The organism is Pedobacter gandavensis, from assembly GCF_032677645.1.
In the GTDB taxonomy this organism is placed as follows: domain Bacteria; phylum Bacteroidota; class Bacteroidia; order Sphingobacteriales; family Sphingobacteriaceae; genus Pedobacter; species Pedobacter gandavensis_A.
The window spans coordinates 51,827-71,568 of sequence record NZ_JAVTSB010000001.1; the positions used below are offsets into that span (position 1 = coordinate 51,827).

Here is a 19,742-nt window from a genome sequence, read left to right on the forward strand (position 1 = left end):
TAAACCATACAGTGATCAACTATTAATGAAAATTCACAAATTATTAATTAAACTCCCAATTAACCATCATTAGGCGGATTTTACAAACAAAAAAGCCGCGGAGAAAAAGCTAATTTTCTCCGCGGCCTGATCTAAAAAAATAGTTTTTAGTTTGCTGGTTTTTCAGTGGATTCAGTCACTCTTGGTCCTCTTTTATAAATGACAAGGCCATTTAAAAAGTTTCTCAGAATCTGGTCACCACAAGGCTTGAAATTAGGATGGTCATCGCTCCTGAAAAAGGAACCAAGCTCACTTTTGGTGATTTTGAAGTTCACTAATTCCATTATTTTGATGATATCATCATTTGTTAGCTCCAGTGCTACGCGTAATTTCTTAAAAATATCGTTATTGCTCATTATTTAGAACTTTATGTATTAAATTCAGATCAGTAATTAAATATTGCGATTTACATTGCAACTTCAATCTTCACCTTTTTGTTTTTAATTTTTTCGTTAGTTAAAGCCGCAAGTACTCTACCTACCATCTTTCTTTTTACCGCCACATAAGAAGCTGTATCTTTCACTTCAATCAGGCCAACATCATCTTTTTCAAGACCACCTTTTTTCAGTAACAGACCAACGATATCAATTTTGTTGACTTTATCTTTTTTACCTGCCGCGATGTATAGGGTCTGCCACTGGCTATCCTTAGGAAGGTCAAAATTACCTTTTAAGTTTTCCGTTTCGATATCTGCTTTCAGGAATGGGTACTTCTCATCATCAGCAATAACCAGGTAAGCGGTACCTTTTGCATTCATACGAGCCGTACGTCCGTTGCGGTGTAAAAACGCATCTTCTGTGTATGGTAATTGGTAATGAATGATGTACTCTACTTCAGGAATATCCAGACCACGGGAAGCAAGATCCGTTGTGATTAAGATTTTAATACTTCCGTTTCTGAATTTTAGCAAGGCGCGCTCACGCTCATCCTGCTCCATGCCACCATGAAAAATATCGTGTGCCAAATCTTTGTCGATCAACAAATCACTGATCCTGTCGACCGTTTCTCTGTGGTTACAGAAAATCAAGGTTGTTTTGTTACCGATCTTACAGATCAATTGAAATAAGGTGTCCAATTTATCCGCTGCGGTAGTTAATACCTTTTTCAGCTTCAAATCTGGTGCTACCTTAACATCTTTCAGGAAATCTATTTCCACCGGTTTTTTTACACCTGTAAAATCAGGAATCTGATCCATTGCCGTAGCTGAAGTCAGGATTCTTTGTTTTAAAGAAAGTAATTTCGCGATGATATAAGCCATATCTTGTTGGAAACCAAATTCCAGCGCCTTGTCAAACTCGTCCAACACCAAAGTGTGGATCGTAGATTCATCAAAATTCTCATGGCGCAAATGATACGCTATTCTTCCCGGAGTACCAATCAATACCGCCGGTGGTTGTTCTAAATTATTTCGTTCTGTTTTTACAGGGTGCCCCCCGTAACAGCAATTCACTTTAAAACCAGTTCCCATCTGCTTGAATACCTGCTCAATTTGTAAAGCAAGTTCACGCGAAGGGACCAGCACTAAAGCCTGCACTCCTTTAACATCTGCATTGAGGTTGTTCAATAGAGGAAACAAAAAGCCTAATGTCTTACCGGAACCTGTAGGTGCCAATAAAACCACGTCACTTCCTTTTCCGGTCGCCGCAAGTGATGCCTGCTGCATCTCGTTCAAAGAAGTAATTTTTAATTTCTCCAGTATCTTTTCTACCATAATGGCACAAAGATAAGGGAATTAAGCCTTAACGTTAGCGGGAAATGCCCGGAAATATAAAATTCAGGTTAAAATTTCAAATATTTACGTCTCAGATGCTTCATCGAGCTGTTCATCTTCCGGTCCAGGATCATCAACATCTTACCACGCTTGTAGATCCAGGAGGTCATTTTATGATTCGCCTTTTTTAAAGGTTCATAGACCTGTTCTTCAATTTTCTCCCGGTAATCATAAGGAGCCATGCTTTGTTGTAATAAATAAAACTCATTAATCAATTCTGCTTTCATAATGCTTATATTTAGATAAATAGCCTGTTCTTCTGTGGAATAAGAATCTGTTCTACTATAAGAAACGAACCCTGGACAAGAATTATTATAACAAACAGGAAGAAAAAGGGTTTTCATTTTCTACCATTGACACCCGGTTTTACAACGATAGCATTCCATGCAAAAAGTGGGATAGCAGGATGTAAAACCAGATTAGCTCCTCCTTAAAACGCACAACCTGTTGAAAACTAAGTATTTGTTGACAATTAAACCACATTAAATTAATGGTTTTTTAATTTAATCCGGGTATTTTTAAGAAACCTGAATACGGGTTGTTTACTCTAACACCAAATAACGTATGACCTGGAAGAAATTTAGCGGCGAAGTGATCCACTCGTCCATTTTAGAAGAAGTAGAACAAGCCATCATCAGGGAGACCGAAAAAGGGTTCCACCTCAAGGTCTGTATCGGTACAGACTCACAGGTAAAAGGGCCACTAACTGATTTTGCGACGGTAATTGTCCTGTTAAGGGAGAATCATGGAGGTTTCATGTATATCCATCAGGAGAAAACGCCACAAAAGATGAGCATCAAGGAAAGAATGCTGGTAGAAGTACAAAAATCCATAGAAACCGCTTATGCGGTTTGCGATTTACTGGATTTGTATGATGTGGATCTGGAAGTCCATGCAGACATTAACACCAATCCGATGTTTAAGTCGAACAAGGCTTTAAATGAAGCAATGGGCTATATCCTGAGTATGGGATTTATTTTTAAAGCAAAGCCTGAGGCTTTTGCCAGCTCTACCTGCGCTGATAAAATGGTACACTAATTACCATTTTTTATCTTTTGTAGTCTGTACCGGAATCGCTTTAGCGGTTGGAATAGTTATTGCCTGATCCTCCAACATCGCGCGCTTAAATTTATCCGCAAATAACTGTGCCTCTTTAGCAGTTGCTTTCCCATAAGATTCCCATTCCGCTGCATTTAATTTTCCGGGTCTCTGTTCTAAAGGTATACCTAATGGTGTAGCAGGAACGAAATTGCCATAGCGATCCCGCTGATAGGGCACAAAGCTGAAATCTGTGAGCCAGAAACGATACTTCCCTTCTTTAAAATCCAGGTACAGCTGATAACGAACTTCCCCCGTTGGACGGGTTAATACAAAGGCCGTTTTATGGAGGATTAGTTTTCCTTTACCAGTCCAGAGGGAGTCTTGCTCCGATAACTGGATTTTTGGTGCTGCCAGACTTTTAAAATAAGCTTTAGCCCCTTGCTTTAACTCCTCCGCAGTTTTGCCTTTTGCGGATACGACTTCGTAGTAAATGTATTTACCGCGATCATCAAAGGATAGCTGCGGTTCTTGTGCAAAGACAGCAGACATTCCAACAAAACACCATAAGCACAGCAGATATAATTTCATAAGCATAGCAGATTTACTTTCATATGCAGCGCATATTTAATTTCCAAAGTATAAATTTAAGCGATTTAAAGATAACAGGAAGAAGGCTGCTTAAATCAGTATTCGAATCACAAAATACTAAGCTTAACAACCTCCTCCAGCATTTAATTAACGAAGACTAAAAAGCATATACCGCAGCCAAAGAAAACTGTGAAGCATTCTTTGAGGGATTAAGGTTCTTTTTCACAAACATAGCAGAAGATCCGTCATCAAACCGGACCTCAGGAATAAAGGTCAGTCCGCCAGCTTTAACATTCGCAGAAAGCGTGAATGCGAGAATATTTTCATCGCTATCCTCCCCTGTCCCTTTCCAGTTAAAATATTCGCCCCTCAGGCCTAAAGAAAAAGCAGTTGTAAACGCATTTTGTACGTACAAAGCGCCACCGCTATAACCTCCACCATCATGGGTTACCGTATAATCGGCTGCATTTAAACCCAATTTCACCTTTTCTGTTACCTGATAAGCAGTGGTTAAATCCAGAATTGTTCCTGTACCTACCGCTCCGGCAGATTTTCCCGACAATACATTCAGGTAAGCTGTCCAGCCCTCAACCGGACTAAGAGTTAATTGTCCGCCAACATGAGACACCCCATTCAAATCTTTATACACATTCCAATCATTAAATAACCCCAACATCACACTCACTTTACTGGAGAAAGCATAACTTCCTTTGATCCCTGCATTTTGGAAAGGCCCGCTGGTGAACAGATAGGAAGTCGAATAATTGTAATTTCCGGTCGGAGAAATTACCTCATAACCAATAAAGGTGCCCATATAACCTGCAGTTACGGTAAACTTATCCGTAAAGGCATAGGCTGCATATAGATTCTGAATATGAAAGGAATTGTCGTCAGTTCCATCTCCATTGATCAGGGATTGATATTGTCCTCGTGGTCCAAAAGACAATTCCCCTACAAATGAAGCTTTTCCTGTAGTTTTCTTCAGCGCCAGATCTATCATCCCTAAGGAGATAGAATTCTGGTCGCCCGCAAAGCTGGTTCCGATATTAGGTTGTTTCGCAAAATCATACTTATAATAGGTATCGACAGATCCGGAAATCTGCAAAGGCGCTTCCTGTGCATAAGAAAAAGAAGCGAAGGACAGTGATGCAGTGGTAAAAATTGATCTTAGTTTCATGGTTTGGTTGGTTTGAGGTATAGAATCAATAATGGGTTAAAGCATTTGTATCGGGGGCATTACAGCATAGGCAAAATTCTTTTTATGGGTGATTCTGTTTGGGTTATTCTGTTTGGTTTAGCGATTAATCAACATTGTCCATTTCTACTCCCGTTGCGGCAACGATTAAAGTTCCCTGGAAATATTTCTCGTCATGCTGACTGGCATCCAGACCAGCTTCTTCTTCTTCGGAGGTTACACGGATTGGCTGGATTATATTGATGAATTTGAAGATTAGGAAAGAGACAACGAAACTGAAAAGGGCAACGATAAGTACACCTTTCAACTGGACCAGGAAGAAGGTAGGATTACCATAAAGTAAACCATCTACACCAGCTGCATTTACAGTTTTTGTGGCAAATACACCAGTTAACAACATTCCAACGATACCACCTACGCCATGACAAGGGAATACATCCAATGTATCGTCTAAACTTGTTTTTGATTTCCAGACCACAGCAAGGTTAGACACTACTGCTGCCGCTGCACCGATAAAAATACTGGAAGGGATACTCACAAATCCCGCACCTGGCGTGATCGCGACCAATCCTACCACAGCACCAATACAGAAACCAAGTACGGAAGGTTTTTTACCTCTGGCTACATCAAAGAACATCCAGGATAAACCTGCTGCACCGGCGGCAATATTAGTGGTTGCAAAAGCAGATACAGCCAAACTGTTTGCGCCCAATGCAGAACCTGCGTTAAAGCCGAACCAGCCGAACCAAAGTAATCCGGTACCGATTAATACGTAAGGAATATTTGCAGGAGGAACTTCCTGATGGTCCTGGTGACTTCTTCTTCTTTTCAATACCAATGCACCTGCCAAAGCAGCCATACCGGCAGAAATGTGGACTACAGTACCACCTGCAAAATCAAGGACACCCATTTTAAACAGGATACCTTCAGGATGCCAGGTCCAGTGTGCCAATGGAGAATACACGAAAAGTGCAAACAAGACGATAAATAGTATGTATGAAGTGAAACGGATACGCTCTGCAACTGCACCTACTACCAGTCCGGGGGTAATGATGGCAAACATCAATTGAAAAAGTGCAAATAAGGTTAGTGGAATGGTTGGTGCCAGGCTCCATGATGGTCCGGAGTTTACGCCCTGAAAGAACATATAGGTTAATGGATTTCCGATTAATCCGTTAATACTGTCACCAAAAGCCAGACTAAAGCTTACGGTTACCCATAAAACGCTGATTACTCCTGCGGCAACCACACTTTTAATCATCGTAGAAAGTACATTTTTACGGTGAACCATCCCTCCATAGAAGAAAGCAAGGCCTGGAGTCATCAAAAATACCAGTGCAGTAGCCAGTAAAATGAATGCAATGTCTGAAGTATTGTACTTTCCCTCATCAAAGTTCGGATGTAGGGGTACAAAAAGGGCTAAAATTGCAATTATTGCTAAAACTGCAAAAGGTCCTACCTGTTTTAATAAAATTTTGGCCATGATTCTCGGTTTTTAAAATTTATAATTGGTTTTACTCTTATTTTTTCATAAAACTAGTGAAAAATTGGAATTTATCGAAACAAAACCAACACAAAAACAGAAAAACATTACTTAAATTCCAATAAAACAAGACAAAGCCAAACAAAAACACAATAAACAGATGCAATTTTATATTAAAATCACAAATACACTACAAAACATAGGATTGAAAATGAAATAATAGAAATAAATAGGTGTTTTTATAGATAAACAGATAAAAATAACATGATTAACAGATTTTTAGGGGAAGAAAACTGGAAATAGAGAAATAACGTACCTTTATATACCTATGAAAGCATACCAATTAAAATTTAGTCAGCAGTTACCGGTTAGCCTTGCAGAAGCCTGGGATTTTTTCTCTTCTCCAATGAATTTAGCGAAGATTACTCCGCCAGAAATGGCTTTTCAGGTTACCTCAGACTCTAATGATCAGAAAAAGATGTATCCGGGAATGATCATTACTTATAAGGTATCACCCCTGTTAGGGATTAAGCTGAACTGGATGACAGAAATCACCCAGGTAAAAGATCAGGAGTATTTCATAGATGAGCAGCGCTTTGGTCCTTACCAATTCTGGCACCATCAGCATCATTTCCGCGCAATTGATCGCGGTGTAGAGATGAATGACATTTTAACCTACGGCCTACCCATGGGCATTTTCGGAAGAATGGCCAATAGTTTATTTGTTGCAGCAGAACTGCAACAAATATTTGAATTTAGAAAAAAGAAGGTGATCGAACTGTTCGGTGATTATTCCGCTACAGAAACGTAAGCAGATCCTTGTACTATCCCTCTGCGCTCGATTTCTTTATCGATATAGGTCTGGATAGAAGATTTGTTTAGTCCCCAGTTTGGTGCGATTAGTAAATCCCAGTCGGAAATACCAAACAGGCGCTGAATCACTACATCCGGACGTAACAATGGAATTGCCTTACAAAGGAAATCCGTGTACTCTTCTAAAGTGAATAATTTGAACGGTTCTTTTTTATATTTTGCCCCCATAATAGATCCTTCTACAACGTGAAGGTGGTGGAATTTTACAAATTTGATTTTAGGGAATTTGTTGATCTCATGGATGTAACCCAGCATCATTTCTTCTGTTTCCCATGGGAAGCCAAAAATAGTGTGTACGCATAGGTCAAGCTTAGAATTATCCAGCAATTTAACTGCTGCTACAAATTCCGCATGACTACAACCACGGTTGATCTGGTCCAGGGTTTCGTCATAGATTGACTCCATTCCCATTTCTAAATCAACATCAAAGCGATCTGAATAGCTTTCTAAAAGCGCTACTTTCTCCGCATCGATACAATCCGGACGCGTACCTACAGAAAAACCTACTACATCTTCCGTATTGATAGAAAGTGCTTCATCATACATCATTTTCAGATAATGAACCGGTGCATAGGTATTGGTATTCGGTTGAAAATAGACAATGAATTTGTCTGCTTTATAAAAACCTTTACCTCTTTCTATACCTTGTTCCAGCTGTTCGCGGATGGTTGGTAGTCTTCTGGAAAGCTCCGGTGTAAATGAATCTACGTTACAATAGGTACAACCGCCATAGCCTTTGCTGCCATCACGATTCGGGCAGGTGAAACCACCATCAACGATTACTTTGAATACGCGCTGCCCCTTATACTTCTCTTTCAAGTGCGTTCCGTAATTATTATATCCCTTTATTCCTAAGTCCAGTAGAGTTCCCAATTGCTTTAATTTTTCACAAAAGTACGGCTTTTATTTTTAATACCTTTTCTAAGGGCTGGAGTAAATTCTAATCTTTATCTACCCGCATGCCCTCAATTTCATTCATATACTTAGAAAAAACCTGCAAATAACTCATTTCTGCATGTTCCGGTCGGGAAATAAAGTCTTTAAAATCTTCCAGATCATTCACTGTGAACCCCATCCTGACAAACAGCTCCTGATCGGCAGGCCAATCGGCCAGATTTACCTTCTTGTCGCCTATTTTACGGTATAAGGCCAATCCATAAGAGAAATCCTTATACTCGGCTGTTTTCCTGAAATTCTGGAAAAACTCCACGAGGGTGCGATAAGTAGCCGGTTTTCCAGCCCTTACTTCCTGAAGCATCAGCATTCCCAGCATATTACCTTTAAGAAAGGCACTATCTACCGGATTAAAATTACCGCAGCGTTTTAAAATTTCAATATCCCGCTGTAAAGCCTGGTCTTTAGCCCCGGATTTATGCCGCACAAAATAAGGCTCCTGATCTAAAGTCTTTTCACAGTCTATCGCTTCCTGAGCAATCGCAGAAAATCCATTCAGTATAAATACCGACAATAATAACACATACTTATATAGGAACCGGTTCAATTTCGCCATCAAAACTCTTTTCTTGCAAAGGTATAAAATACAAAGGGGGCAATTCCCTTTGTCTGCTCCTATTTTAAGACGAACCGGTATCGGCCAACACAGGAACACACGTTAAAATGTCAGTATAAGATTGTAGGCTCTTTAAAGCATTATCCTGTGTTCTTCTAGGGCCTTACTGGGCTAAATTGCCTAAAAACACGGAACAATCACCGTATTAGATAACCATAGGATCAGTCAAAAATTTAGAGAGATCATCAGGAGTTCATAAGATTTAATACCGTTTGCCATTACCACCCGACAAAACATAGCACAAGCCCATTAAGACTTAATTATTAACCCCACCACAAAAAAACTACTTAAAGCTGTATTTCAACAGGTTAATGAAAAATAATCACTAAAACACTTGCGCAACCATATGATTGCATTTATCTTTACTATTATATTTTTCATTATGATCATTAGAAGAGATGTATTTCAGGCCATAGCCGATCCTACCCGCCGGCAGATTATCGAAAAGATTGCCGCAGGCCCAATGAATTTAAACGCCATAGCGGAAAGCTTCGATAGCAGCAGGCAGGCCATTTCCAAACACATTCAGATTTTAACCGAATGCGGTTTAATTGTGGTGACTCAAAAAGGCAGGGAAAGATATTGCGAAGTCCGTTTGGAACAGCTGGACGAAGTGTCCGACTGGGTATCACAATCTAAGAAACAATGGCTACATAGATTCGAAAAACTTGATCATTATCTACAGGATTTAAAAACTAAAACCCAAGACAATGGAAATCACTAAAAACAAAGAAAAGGAGCTGTACCTCACGCATCTTTTTAATGCCCCGGTTGAAATGGTATTTCAAGCCTGGACAGATCCGCAACAACTAACACAATGGTATGCGCCCGATGGTTGCAGCATTATTTACAAAGCACTCAACCTCACTGAAAATGGCAGTTTTCATTCCTGCATTCAAGACCCTGTTCATGGAGATTGCTGGGTAAAGGGCCAATATCTGGAAGTAAAAGCACCCGAAAAACTGGTTTTCTCGATGACTTTAAGCAATGAAGCCGGAGATACTTTGGCCGCAACTGAGGCAGGAAAACCCGGCGACTGGCCTTTGGAGATCTTAACTACCGTATTATTTACTGCGGTTGGACAACAAACCAAACTATCGATTCATCAAACTGTGCCTGAAGCTTCTGCCAAAGAAAATGGCGCTTACCAAAGCTGGATTAAAATGCTGGACAAATTATCCGCCTTGCTGACTGCTTAAACCGCATTATTAAAACCATCAACAGACATCTATATATAGATATATGTTGATGCAAATACATATAGATATCAATAACAACTGCCCTACAACAAAAAATTACTTAGTCAGGATACAAAGGCAGAATGCGAACTCCTGAATTTACCCGATATTTGTATACAACAACTAATACCCCGATTCAACTATGCAACACCTGAGCACTCATAAATTTGTCAATGATTTTACGGAAGCTTTTGACGGAGACCAAAGCGGCGATACGCAACCTCGTCAAACACCCGGAGTTTTATATAGCAGGGTTTTACCCAGCCCGGTTAAGGCGCCGAAACTATTGGCCTGGACAACCGATCTTGCTGCCGACCTTGGCATCGCAGAACCGGATGAAAATGACCTGAATATTCTTGGTGGTAACGCGGTTAATCCGAGTATGAAACCTTATGCCGCTTGTTATGCTGGTCATCAGTTTGGAAACTGGGCCGGACAGCTGGGTGATGGCAGAGCGATCACACTTGGCGAATGGCCATTACCAGATGGTAAAACCTGGGAGTTACAATTAAAAGGTGCTGGTCTTACCCCCTACTCGCGCAGGGCGGATGGACGAGCTGTATTGAGGTCTTCTGTCAGAGAATACCTGATGAGTGAAGCGATGTTTCACCTGGGCGTACCCACCACCAGAGCGCTTAGTCTGGTTGCAACGGGTGATCAGGTGAGAAGAGACATGTTTTACGACGGTCGCCCTGCTCCTGAACCAGGTGCAATTGTGATGCGCGCGGCACCAAGCTTTTTACGTTTCGGCAATTTCGAAATGTTATCCGCCAGGAAAGAATATGAAAACCTGCAAAAGCTGGTCGACTGGACGATTGAAAGATTCTATCCGGAACTTACAGGTGCTGATAAAACCTTACAATGGTTCAAAAAAGTAATGGAAAGCACTGCCACGATGGTGGTAGAATGGCTGAGGGTAGGATTTGTACATGGTGTCATGAATACAGATAATATGTCTATCCTTGGTCTGACGATCGATTACGGGCCTTTCTCTTTTCTGGATGCCTACGATCTCAACTTCAGTCCGAATACAACAGATCATCCCGGACTCCGTTATGCTTACGGCAAACAACATTCCATCGCTTACTGGAACCTAAGCTGTCTGGCCAATGCGATTTCTCCGTTATTTGAAGATCCAAAAGAACTGATCAGTACAGTGGAAAGCTTTGGTCCTGTTTTCTACGAAAAATTCTATTCGATGAAAGCAGATAAAATGGGCTTAGATGAGCTGGTAACCGGTGATATTAACCTGATCGATGATTTTGAAAATCTAATGGCGGAGATTCAACCGGATATGACAATTTTTTATCAGTTGCTAGGCGACCTTCCTGATGGCTTAACCGACCCGACAGCGATTCACACTCATTTTACACCTTCATTCTACTATGATTTATCAGAAATTCAACAGGATTTACTGGCTAAAAACATCAGTATTTATCAAGAAAGATTGGGTAAGAACACCATCTCCAGAGCTGTTTCCAAATCAAAAATGAGAGCAAGTAATCCGAGGTTTATCCTTAGGAATTACCTGTTGTATGAAGCGATTCAGGAATTGGAAAAGGGGAATGATCAATTATTCAAAAAACTACAGAAAGCTTTAGCAACACCATACAGTAAGACACATGACGAGTTTTTTGCCTTGAGACCACAATGGGCCAATGAGCAACCCGGCAGTGCCACCTTATCTTGTAGCTCTTAAAGTTCGTTTGCTGAAAAGCATCTAAGTATCTATCAAAAGGTTCCCAAAAAGTGTTTAGCATTTTGGGAACCTTTTTTATTTAGCTCATGGAAGGAAAGGAAATTCCCTTAATCTTCCTGAATAGTTCTACAGCATAGATATCGGTCATACCGGAAATAAAATCCAGTACCGATTGAATCTTTGTATACGTATCCGTTTCTTGTGTCAAAAACTGCTTGGGGATCAATTCTACCAGCTTTTTATGGTATTTTGATTCGTTTTCTAAATAGGCCGGGATAAATTCTTCCAGCAAACCACCCATTACTTTATAACCGGCTACTTCAATCTGCACGACTGAAGCGTAATTGTAAATCTTTTTATAAGAAATCTTTTCGATTTCTTTCATCACAGCAAGATAAGGCTCTTCAATGGCATCCATCAGACTTTGGTTGAAATCACCATTCAGGATGGCTTCCTGCTGCTCAGAAAACACATTAGAGCATAAGCCAATCAAGGTACTGATAGATTTCGCCCGCATTAGCGTGATTTTAGCGTCATCGTCTTCTATGGTTGCCAAACGCTCCTGCAATTTAGGATCATTACATAAAGGCACAAGTAAAGTTTCTACCTCAGCATAGGAAAGGATTTTCAGTCGGTGGGCATCTTCCAGATCGATGATGTTGTAGCAGATATCGTCGGCCGCCTCTACCAGGTAAACCAGTGGGTGTCTTTTATAAACCATCGGCTCGTCCTGCACCTTGATCAGGTCCATTTCTACTGCAATCTTTTCAAAACCACTTTGCTCCGATTGAAAGAAGCCATATTTTTTAGTGTAGATATTCGCTTTGTTGTGTCCGGCAAGGGAAGCACAAGGATATTTGGCAATTGCAGCCAATGTGGCATAAGTTAAAGCAAAGCCTCCTGTTCCTTTTCCGGCAAAGGGATGGGTCAGAATCCGGAGTGCATTGGCATTTCCTTCAAAATTAATGAGGTCTTCCCATTCTGCTGCTGTTACCTGGTTCTGGTATGCTTTTCCATCGCCATTGGTGAAGTAATGGGAAATGGCTGCTTCTCCGGAATGACCGAAAGCGGGATTCCCAAGATCATGGGCCAGACAGGCAGAGGCGATAATGTTTCCGATTTCGCATAACAGCGGACAGTTTTCGTCTACTTCCGGATCATTTGCTTTGTACCTGTTATAGAATATAGTACCTAAAGAACGACCAACACTGGCTACTTCCAGACTATGCGTTAACCTGTTGTGGACAAAAACACTTCCGGGAAGCGGAAATACCTGCGTCTTGTTCTGTAACCTGCGGAAGGGTGAAGAGAAAATGATCCGGTCGTAATCTCTTTGAAATTCTGACCTTGCTTCTTTTTGATTTCCAGCAAATCTATCTTCATTTCCCCAGCGTTTTGCCGACAATAATTTTTCCCAATTCATATAATAGATAAAGCTGTTAATTCCTGATACCTTAAACTTGATACAAAGGTAAAGGAATATTGGGCTGATTAATGGCTATATTTACGGTTAATTTTTTTCTTAATGACACACAAAACAAACCTCATTTTAGCATTATTGCTTACCGTTACCCTTTCTTGTAAGACAAAAAAGAACATCGTAACTACTCCAGCTCCGGTTGCACAAAATAAAGATGCCGCACTGGATAAAATGAAAAAAGATTTACCGGACGATCAGATTGAACGTACCGATGATGGCATCAAATTTACTTTTAGCTCTGAAGTTTTATTCCCAACCAATTCTTCTTACTTAAGTGAAGCTGCGAAAAAGAGAATTACTGCGGTTACCAATGTGATCAAAGATGAGCAGGCGAATAACATCCTGGTTGAAGGACATTCTGACAAAACAGGAACCGCCACCTACAACAAATGGTTGTCAGAAAAACGCGCCGTATCCGTGAAAAACTTTTTGGTTAGTCAGGGAATTCCAGCCAACAAAATCAAAACTGCCGGTCTTGGGGATACCAAACCTGTTGCCGATAACAAAACTCCCGAAGGAAGATTAAAGAACCGCAGGGTAGAAATTATCTTGTTAAAACCATAAGATCCAACCGGATTTCCACACCATAATGCCGGGGGATTCTCCTCCGGCTCCTTATTTCCCTCCGAAAACCCCATTCTTATTCCCCTGAATACTTTAAGTTTACACCTTTGAACACGGTATTTTTCAATTTTCAAACGTTTTGTTAAAACATTTGGATTATTGAAAATATGTTTATAGTTTTAAGGTAAGGAACATGAGTAAAAAAGAACTGGTAAAACAAAAGATCGGAAGATCAGCCATGCAATGCTTTGCAAAATTCGGATTAGATAAAACTACGCTTGATGATATTGCTCAGGCAGTTGGACTTAATAAAGCATCGCTATATTATTATTATAAGAATAAAGAAGATATTTTCATTGAAGTGGCACTCAAAGAAGGAGAAGATTTTATCAACTCTTTGCAGGAGGCCACCTTGCTTAAAGAAGGGATAGAAAACCGGATTGCTTTTTATCTGGAATCGAGGTTTAACTACTATAAGAACGTATTGAATATGAATCGTGTATCTGTGGATACGCTGAACAAGATCTTACCGCGATTCTTTGAGTTGTACAATGCCCTGATGAAAAGGGAAAAAGTATTTGTAACGCAGTTGCTGGGAAAGGCCGTCGAAGATGGAGAAGTGTATATGACGGATTTGGAAAACACAGCTTCCGTATTGATTAACCTCACAGATGCCTTGAAACACAGTGTGGAGCAACAGGCGATTTTAAAAGGAGAGACAGAAATTGATTATACACAGAGTCTTCAGGACATTAAGTTTCTGGTTTCGCTGATATTTAAAGGGATAAAAAGATAGAACAGGTTCATCAAGATTAGCGCTGATTAACATGAGTAGTTCTATTGGAGTATGGGTGCTTGCACCGCATTACGTTGAAGTTTTTTAAGACAACCAAACCAACCAAATATGAACAAGATCATGTTACTCAGCCTGATGCTTTACTTTTTTATGCCCGATTCCGTCAGGGCACAAAACCTGATCAAGGGAAGCGTTAAAAACAATGTGACAAAGGAAGCTGCGTATGCGGTTTCTGTACGCATCAAAAACGGCAATGAAGGTACTTATACCGACGACCGTGGAAGATTTCAATTGAAAACTTCTAAAAAACTCCCCCTTACCCTACTCATTTCCTCCATTGGTTTTGAACCCAAAGAAGTGGCCGTTACTAGTTTTTCGGAGCCTTTGGATGTCAATCTCGAACCCGCCTCTATGTTGGGCCAGGAGGTCGTGGTGTCTGCCAGCAGGACGGTACAAAAGAAGCTGGCTTCCCCCGTCACCATTGAGCAAATCTCCAGTAAAGACATTGTCAATTCCCCGCAGCTGAATTATATGGATATGATTCAGGGACTGAAAGGTGTGGATGTTACCGTATCCAGTATCGGTTTTACCAGTATCTCTACCCGTGGATTTAACACGAGTGGTAATACGAATTTCACGCAAATTGTGGATGGAATGGACAATCAGGCCCCTGGTCTGAATTTTCCATTAGGTTCTGCCATTAGTTTAACACAACTGGATGTAGACAATATAGAGGTGCTTTCCGGTGCTTCTTCTGCGCTTTACGGCTCCCGTGGACTGAATGGCACCATGGTCATGACGGGTAAAAATCCTTTTAAATACCAGGGTTTAAGTGTACTCGTTACCCAGGGTGTAAACCATGTAAACGGTAAGAACAACAATGATCCTGTTCCGGCTTCTCCTTATTACGACTGGGCAGTTCGCTATGCAAAGAAAGTAAATGAAAAGTTCGCCTTTAAGGTGAATATGCAATATACGCAGGCAAAAGACTGGGTAGCCAATAATATGGACAATAAAAACGGCCCGGGCAATGCGGAAACTGATCCAAATTACAATGGCGTCAATATGTATGGGAGTGCAACTTCCGTAAATATCAATCCATTTTTACAGGCTGCATTGGCAGGAAACCCTGATCTTGCCCCTTTAATCGAGCCTTTGCTGAGCAAAGAAAACTATGTGGCCAGAACAGGTTATCCGGAATATGGATTCCTGGACAATAAAGCCAAGCTTTTTAAAGCCAATGCAGAATTAAGGTATAAATTCAATTCAAAAGTAGAGGGTATCCTATCCGGTACTTATGGTACAGGAAATATCGTGTATACCAATGATACGAGATATCAATTGAAAAACTTTAAAGTAGGTCAGTATCGTGCAGAAGTAAAAAGCGACAACTGGTTTATACGTGCGTATACGACTTCCGAAAACTCGGGTAATACCGTTATCGCCGGCCCTACTGCACAGTTGATGAATGAAGCCTGGAAGCCTAGTTATGATGGTAATGTTGGTGGCTGGTACCCGGAATATACGACGGGACTACTTACTGCACTTGCGGGTGGCGCTTCTTTGCAGGACGCCAATCTTGCTGCCCGTGGTTTTGCCGATCAGGGCCGTCCGGTGCTGGGTTCTCCGCGTTTTAATCACCTGAGAGATAGCATCAGTAGTACTCCAATCCCTGATGGTGGCACGTTGTTTTTAGACCGTAGTAAGCTGTATAATGCAGAAGCACAATACAATTTTGCGGAAGAGATCAAATTTATGAGTGTGATTGCAGGAGTAAACTGGAGATTATACAGTTTAAACAGTAAAAACACACTTTTCCCTGATAAAAATAAGCCGATTAATGTTAAAGAATATAGTGCTTATGTACAACTGGCAAAAAGAGTACTGGATGATAAACTGAGCTTAAGTACTTCCTTCCGTTTCGACAAAAACACGTTGTTCTCTGATCCGAAAATAACATCGAGAGCTTCGATGGTTTATGAGGTTGCCAAAGAACACTTTATCCGCTTCTCTTACCAGAATGCCTACAGTTTCCCTTCCAATATTCAGGCTTTGCAAAGCACGATGAATGGCCTTAACAGCTATTCTTCCGGCGGTTCTTCGCTCTTATTGAACGGTAAATATGAGTTCGATAAATATCCTCCTTATACCCTGGAAAGTGTAGAAAAATATCAGCAAAGCGGAGATCCGGGAGTTTTGGAGCGCTTCGAATACAACGACATTAAACCACAATCGGTGAACGCTTTTGAGCTGGGCTATGCCGCACTGATTGGTAAAAGGGTGATTTTTGATGTATTGGGTTATTTCTCTACCTGGAAGAATTTTATCGGCTATGCCAATGTGGCCAATACACCTGGTACTGATGATCCGAATGCTTTCAAAGACCACAGCACTTATACGCAATACAATATTGCTTTTAATGGCGGACAGACCGTAAATACCTATGGTTATGCGGCCAGCTTAAGTGTGGATCTTGGCTATAATTTCATGACGAAAGTGAATTATTTCTCCGATCACCTTAAAAACAAAAACAACAGCCAGGTGAACAATTTCAATACCCCAAGTTACCATGTGAACCTGGAATTTGGCAACAGTGGTTTTGGAAAAAGACAAGTATGGTCGTTCAACACCAGTCTGCGCTATAAACCAGGTTACCTATATGTAGTTTCCGGTGGTCTGGCAACAGGTAATGTACCTAGTTCAGCAGTAATCGATGCTCAGGTTAGTTATAAATTGATCAAAGCCCGCTCTGGTATCAGATTAGGGGCAACCAATATCACTAATAAATATTACTCTACCGGTATTGCAAATCCAAATATCGGAGCCGTTTATTATGTGACCTATGCTTACAATATTTTTTAATCGCCTAAACACAAAAAACCAAATATGAAACAATCCATCCGCGCGGTATTCCTCTTACTCCTGGCAACAGGAGTATGGAGTTCCTGTACTCAGAAAACAGGCCCGCAGAACCAGTACAAAACCGTCCTCAGCTTTAATCCCGGCGAGGAAGCTAAAATCGAAGAGGCCTTTTTATCGCTGAAAGACAGCACCAGCATTATGCTGAAAGCCGGAAATTACAAGTTCGACAACCTGAGTATTGCCCAGGTTAACCATATTTTAATTCAGGGGGAAGGCCATGATAAGACTATCCTTGATTTTTCTAGTCAGAGTCAGGGAGGTGAAGGAATTCGCGTAACCGATGTGAAAGGTTTCACCATTGATGCGATGACGATTAAAGATTCTAAAGGCGATCTTTTGAAAATTAATAAAAGTAGCCATGTGACGGTGACGAATCTTCATGCGGTATGGAGCAAGGCTGATTCTACCAGTGGCGGGTATGCGATTTACCCTGTAATGTGTAAAAACGTACTGATCGAAAACTGCTATACCGAAGGTTCTTCTGATGCAGGGATTTATGTAGGTCAGACGGATAGTGCCATCGTTAGAAATTGTAAAGCAGCGAAAAATGTGGCCGGTTGTGAGATTGAAAACACTTCCAATGCCTTGGTTTATGACAATGAGTTTTACAATAACACGGCTGGTTTCTTAATCTTTGATTTACCGGATCTTTCGAAAAGAGGTGGTCACGTGAAGGTATATAACAACAATATCCATGACAATAATTTCAGAAATTTCGCCAAGGCGGGAAGTTTTGGAACCACCTGGGGTGTAGGAAACGCTTCTCCGGGTAGCGGGATTATTATTCTGGCGGCTTCGGATATTGAAATTTACAACAACAAGATTACCAATAATAATACCTCTTCTATTACCATTGCCTCGGGTTTTGCAGTGGATGAGAAAGCCGGAGAAAAGATCAATGCGAACTACTCTCCTATTCCTAAAAATATCAATATCCACGACAATACGATCAGCATGGGACCGGAATTTCCGAAACCCGCTTATGAGCATCGCATCGGTCAGCTGTTGGTCGCTACAGAGGCGAAACTGAATCAGCTTGATCCTGCGCGTAAAAACAAAAGGATTCCTTTGATCATGTATGATGGTATTACCAGTAATATCCTGACTCAGGGAACAGCGCTTAATCCAGATTCTATCTGTATCAAACAGCCTGGCGACAATGTTTTTGTAAATGCAGATTTCCTGAATATTGCCAATCCTGCGAAATGGAAACCGAATACAAATATCAGCCCATTCCAATGTAAATAATAATGCGAAAGACCTATATTTTTGGCTCCCTGATTCTGTTCGGTATCGCTTTATCGGTACTGACGGAGCAGGGATGCAAGAACAAAACAACGACTACGACTCCCGCAGCATCAACAGAATTTCAGTTTAAAGATAAGTTGTCTGATTATGGCTTTTTTAAAGGTAAGCTGGCATCGCTACAGCCGGATTCCGGGATCATTCATTATGACCTGACTACGCCCCTGTTTACCGATTACGCGGTTAAAGACCGTTTTATCGTCTTGCCAAAGGGTACTAAAATCAAGTATACGGAAGATGGCGCACTGGATTTTCCTGATTCGACCATTATCGTTAAAAACTTCGCTTATACCAATGTCGCGCATCAAAAGGTCATGATTGAAACACGCCTGCTCGTTAAAGATCCGAAGGATAAAAACTGGAAGGTGATGAATTATTTGTGGAATAAAGAGCAGACAGAAGCAAAGAAACACATTATCGGAACTAAGGTTCCTATTACTTTATTAGATGATCAGGGAAAAGAGTATTTCACTAATTATCAGGTCCCAAATACTAACGATTGTAAACGTTGTCACATTAAGGATGGCGTTTTAACACCGATTGGTCCGAAAGCCAGAAATCTGAACTTCACAGTTCCGGGGCAAAAGGAAAACCAGTTGAGCAGTTGGGCAGCACATGGGCAGTTAACCGGCTTACCAGCGCTAAGTAAAGTACATCAGTTGCCGGTATGGACGGATACCAAAAACTTTACCCTGGACCAAAGGGCAAGGGCTTATCTGGACATTAACTGTGCGCATTGTCATACTAAAGGTGGTGATGCTTACAATACCGGACTATTTCTGGATTATACCGAAAAGAACCCGGATCATCTCGGCTTTAAAAAAGCACCGGTTTCTGCTGGTGGTGGTGCTGGTGGCCTGGATTATGATATTATTCCAGGAAATGCAGCGCAGTCAATTCTCTATTACCGAATGAATAGTACAGAGGCAGGAACGGCCATGCCGGAGCTTGCACGTACCTTAACCCATAAAGAAGGAGTCAGTTTAATCAGGGACTGGATCAACAGTTTACCAAAAAGTAAGTAAAGAACAAAAGCCCCGACATCCATCGGGGCTTTTGTTTCAACTAAACCTAAACTTTAAATACTAACCAAATATTTAATGATACAAATATGGCCTTTTCCATGTTAAGGGAAAATTACCAATCGATTAAATAATCTTGGTTTATTTATATGTAAG

The 19,742-nt window shown here is 40.9% G+C and carries 19 protein-coding genes; 10 read left to right on the forward strand and 9 right to left on the reverse strand.

Features of this window, described 5'->3' with window-relative positions; all coding sequences use genetic code 11:
- Positions 1–146: 146 nt before the first annotated feature.
- The 3 genes from R2Q66_RS00145 to R2Q66_RS00155 all read right to left on the reverse strand — a co-directional run bounded on the left by R2Q66_RS00145 (position 147) and on the right by R2Q66_RS00155 (position 2,037).
- Positions 147–395, reverse strand: a complete 249-nt coding sequence (locus R2Q66_RS00145) for a DUF1456 family protein (RefSeq protein ID WP_316745707.1) — start codon at positions 393–395, stop codon at positions 147–149.
- 50 nt (positions 396–445) lie between these two features.
- Positions 446–1,753 (reverse strand): DEAD/DEAH box helicase, encoded by a 1,308-nt coding sequence (locus R2Q66_RS00150; protein ID WP_410479370.1) that lies wholly within the window; start codon positions 1,751–1,753, stop codon positions 446–448.
- 65 nt (positions 1,754–1,818) lie between these two features.
- Positions 1,819–2,037, reverse strand: coding sequence for a hypothetical protein (locus tag R2Q66_RS00155; protein ID WP_316745711.1), 219 nt, complete (start codon positions 2,035–2,037; stop codon positions 1,819–1,821).
- A 337-nt stretch (positions 2,038–2,374) separates the two neighbouring features.
- On the opposite strand from R2Q66_RS00155, the gene R2Q66_RS00160 reads away from it, so the two are divergent.
- The gene (locus R2Q66_RS00160) at positions 2,375–2,848 is read left to right on the forward strand and encodes a ribonuclease H-like YkuK family protein (protein WP_265840920.1); all 474 of its coding nucleotides are present in this window, start codon (positions 2,375–2,377) and stop codon (positions 2,846–2,848) included.
- On the opposite strand, the gene R2Q66_RS00165 is transcribed toward R2Q66_RS00160, so the two are convergent.
- The 3 genes from R2Q66_RS00165 to R2Q66_RS00175 all read right to left on the reverse strand — a co-directional run bounded on the left by R2Q66_RS00165 (position 2,849) and on the right by R2Q66_RS00175 (position 6,117).
- Positions 2,849–3,439 (reverse strand): DUF4468 domain-containing protein, encoded by a 591-nt coding sequence (locus tag R2Q66_RS00165; RefSeq protein WP_316745715.1) that lies wholly within the window; start codon positions 3,437–3,439, stop codon positions 2,849–2,851.
- A 157-nt stretch (positions 3,440–3,596) separates the two neighbouring features.
- On the reverse strand, positions 3,597–4,616 hold the full coding sequence (locus R2Q66_RS00170; RefSeq protein ID WP_316745717.1) for an outer membrane beta-barrel protein: 1,020 nt from the start codon (positions 4,614–4,616) through the stop codon (positions 3,597–3,599).
- Positions 4,617–4,740: 124 nt separating this feature from the next.
- Complete coding sequence (locus R2Q66_RS00175; RefSeq protein WP_316745719.1) at positions 4,741–6,117, reverse strand: ammonium transporter; 1,377 nt, start codon at positions 6,115–6,117, stop codon at positions 4,741–4,743.
- Positions 6,118–6,445: 328 nt separating this feature from the next.
- Between R2Q66_RS00175 and R2Q66_RS00180 the strand changes: the two genes are divergently transcribed.
- A complete protein-coding gene (locus R2Q66_RS00180; protein WP_316745720.1) occupies positions 6,446–6,928 on the forward strand; it encodes an SRPBCC family protein in 483 nt (160 codons plus the stop codon).
- Here R2Q66_RS00180 and R2Q66_RS00185 read toward each other — a convergent pair.
- Both R2Q66_RS00185 and R2Q66_RS00190 read right to left on the reverse strand, forming a co-directional pair.
- Entirely contained in the window at positions 6,907–7,863 is a 957-nt protein-coding gene (locus R2Q66_RS00185; RefSeq protein WP_316745723.1) for a TIGR01212 family radical SAM protein, read from the reverse strand. The genes R2Q66_RS00180 and R2Q66_RS00185 overlap by 22 nt on opposite strands.
- Positions 7,864–7,930: 67 nt before the next feature.
- Positions 7,931–8,500, reverse strand: coding sequence for a hypothetical protein (locus tag R2Q66_RS00190; RefSeq protein ID WP_316745726.1), 570 nt, complete (start codon positions 8,498–8,500; stop codon positions 7,931–7,933).
- Between the two features lie 442 nt (positions 8,501–8,942).
- Here R2Q66_RS00190 and R2Q66_RS00195 point away from each other — a divergent pair, with 442 nt between their 5' ends.
- The 3 genes from R2Q66_RS00195 (at position 8,943) to R2Q66_RS00205 (ending at position 11,497) form a co-directional block, all read left to right on the forward strand.
- Positions 8,943–9,284 (forward strand): metalloregulator ArsR/SmtB family transcription factor, encoded by a 342-nt coding sequence (locus tag R2Q66_RS00195; protein WP_316745728.1) that lies wholly within the window; start codon positions 8,943–8,945, stop codon positions 9,282–9,284.
- Positions 9,271–9,759, forward strand: coding sequence for an SRPBCC domain-containing protein (locus R2Q66_RS00200; RefSeq protein WP_316745731.1), 489 nt, complete (start codon positions 9,271–9,273; stop codon positions 9,757–9,759). Before R2Q66_RS00195 ends, R2Q66_RS00200 begins: the two co-directional genes overlap by 14 nt.
- Positions 9,760–9,940: 181 nt before the next feature.
- Positions 9,941–11,497, forward strand: a complete 1,557-nt coding sequence (locus R2Q66_RS00205) for a protein adenylyltransferase SelO (protein WP_316745733.1) — start codon at positions 9,941–9,943, stop codon at positions 11,495–11,497.
- Between the two features lie 79 nt (positions 11,498–11,576).
- Here the strand turns inward: R2Q66_RS00205 and R2Q66_RS00210 are convergent, their stop codons facing one another.
- On the reverse strand, positions 11,577–12,920 hold the full coding sequence (locus R2Q66_RS00210) for a deoxyguanosinetriphosphate triphosphohydrolase (RefSeq protein ID WP_316745735.1): 1,344 nt from the start codon (positions 12,918–12,920) through the stop codon (positions 11,577–11,579).
- Between the two features lie 102 nt (positions 12,921–13,022).
- Between R2Q66_RS00210 and R2Q66_RS00215 the strand changes: the two genes are divergently transcribed.
- The 5 genes from R2Q66_RS00215 (at position 13,023) to R2Q66_RS00235 (ending at position 19,589) form a co-directional block, all read left to right on the forward strand.
- The gene (locus R2Q66_RS00215) at positions 13,023–13,541 is read left to right on the forward strand and encodes an OmpA family protein (protein WP_316745737.1); all 519 of its coding nucleotides are present in this window, start codon (positions 13,023–13,025) and stop codon (positions 13,539–13,541) included.
- A 193-nt stretch (positions 13,542–13,734) separates the two neighbouring features.
- Positions 13,735–14,337, forward strand: coding sequence for a TetR/AcrR family transcriptional regulator (locus R2Q66_RS00220; protein WP_316745739.1), 603 nt, complete (start codon positions 13,735–13,737; stop codon positions 14,335–14,337).
- 108 nt (positions 14,338–14,445) lie between these two features.
- Positions 14,446–17,199: a TonB-dependent receptor gene (locus tag R2Q66_RS00225; protein ID WP_316745741.1), complete on the forward strand. Its 2,754-nt coding sequence runs from the start codon at positions 14,446–14,448 to the stop codon at positions 17,197–17,199.
- Positions 17,200–17,223: 24 nt separating this feature from the next.
- A complete protein-coding gene (locus R2Q66_RS00230; protein ID WP_316745743.1) occupies positions 17,224–18,507 on the forward strand; it encodes a parallel beta-helix domain-containing protein in 1,284 nt (427 codons plus the stop codon).
- Between the two features lie 2 nt (positions 18,508–18,509).
- Positions 18,510–19,589, forward strand: coding sequence for an SO2930 family diheme c-type cytochrome (locus tag R2Q66_RS00235; RefSeq protein ID WP_316745745.1), 1,080 nt, complete (start codon positions 18,510–18,512; stop codon positions 19,587–19,589).
- Positions 19,590–19,742 lie beyond the last annotated feature (153 nt).

Excerpts from the sequence above, each read along its gene's own strand:
- R2Q66_RS00145 (WP_316745707.1), bottom strand. The coding sequence starts at position 395 with ATGAGCAATAACGATATTTTTAAGAAATTACGCGTAGCACTGGAGCTA.
- R2Q66_RS00155 (WP_316745711.1), bottom strand. The coding sequence starts at position 2,037 with ATGAAAGCAGAATTGATTAATGAGTTTTATTTATTACAACAAAGCATG.
- R2Q66_RS00160 (WP_265840920.1), top strand. The coding sequence starts at position 2,375 with ATGACCTGGAAGAAATTTAGCGGCGAAGTGATCCACTCGTCCATTTTA.
- R2Q66_RS00165 (WP_316745715.1), bottom strand. The coding sequence starts at position 3,439 with ATGAAATTATATCTGCTGTGCTTATGGTGTTTTGTTGGAATGTCTGCT.
- R2Q66_RS00170 (WP_316745717.1), bottom strand. The coding sequence starts at position 4,616 with ATGAAACTAAGATCAATTTTTACCACTGCATCACTGTCCTTCGCTTCT.
- R2Q66_RS00175 (WP_316745719.1), bottom strand. The coding sequence starts at position 6,117 with ATGGCCAAAATTTTATTAAAACAGGTAGGACCTTTTGCAGTTTTAGCA.
- R2Q66_RS00180 (WP_316745720.1), top strand. The coding sequence starts at position 6,446 with ATGAAAGCATACCAATTAAAATTTAGTCAGCAGTTACCGGTTAGCCTT.
- R2Q66_RS00190 (WP_316745726.1), bottom strand. The coding sequence starts at position 8,500 with ATGGCGAAATTGAACCGGTTCCTATATAAGTATGTGTTATTATTGTCG.
- R2Q66_RS00195 (WP_316745728.1), top strand. The coding sequence starts at position 8,943 with ATGATCATTAGAAGAGATGTATTTCAGGCCATAGCCGATCCTACCCGC.
- R2Q66_RS00200 (WP_316745731.1), top strand. The coding sequence starts at position 9,271 with ATGGAAATCACTAAAAACAAAGAAAAGGAGCTGTACCTCACGCATCTT.
- R2Q66_RS00205 (WP_316745733.1), top strand. The coding sequence starts at position 9,941 with ATGCAACACCTGAGCACTCATAAATTTGTCAATGATTTTACGGAAGCT.
- R2Q66_RS00210 (WP_316745735.1), bottom strand. The coding sequence starts at position 12,920 with ATGAATTGGGAAAAATTATTGTCGGCAAAACGCTGGGGAAATGAAGAT.
- R2Q66_RS00215 (WP_316745737.1), top strand. The coding sequence starts at position 13,023 with ATGACACACAAAACAAACCTCATTTTAGCATTATTGCTTACCGTTACC.
- R2Q66_RS00220 (WP_316745739.1), top strand. The coding sequence starts at position 13,735 with ATGAGTAAAAAAGAACTGGTAAAACAAAAGATCGGAAGATCAGCCATG.
- R2Q66_RS00225 (WP_316745741.1), top strand. The coding sequence starts at position 14,446 with ATGAACAAGATCATGTTACTCAGCCTGATGCTTTACTTTTTTATGCCC.
- R2Q66_RS00230 (WP_316745743.1), top strand. The coding sequence starts at position 17,224 with ATGAAACAATCCATCCGCGCGGTATTCCTCTTACTCCTGGCAACAGGA.
- R2Q66_RS00235 (WP_316745745.1), top strand. The coding sequence starts at position 18,510 with ATGCGAAAGACCTATATTTTTGGCTCCCTGATTCTGTTCGGTATCGCT.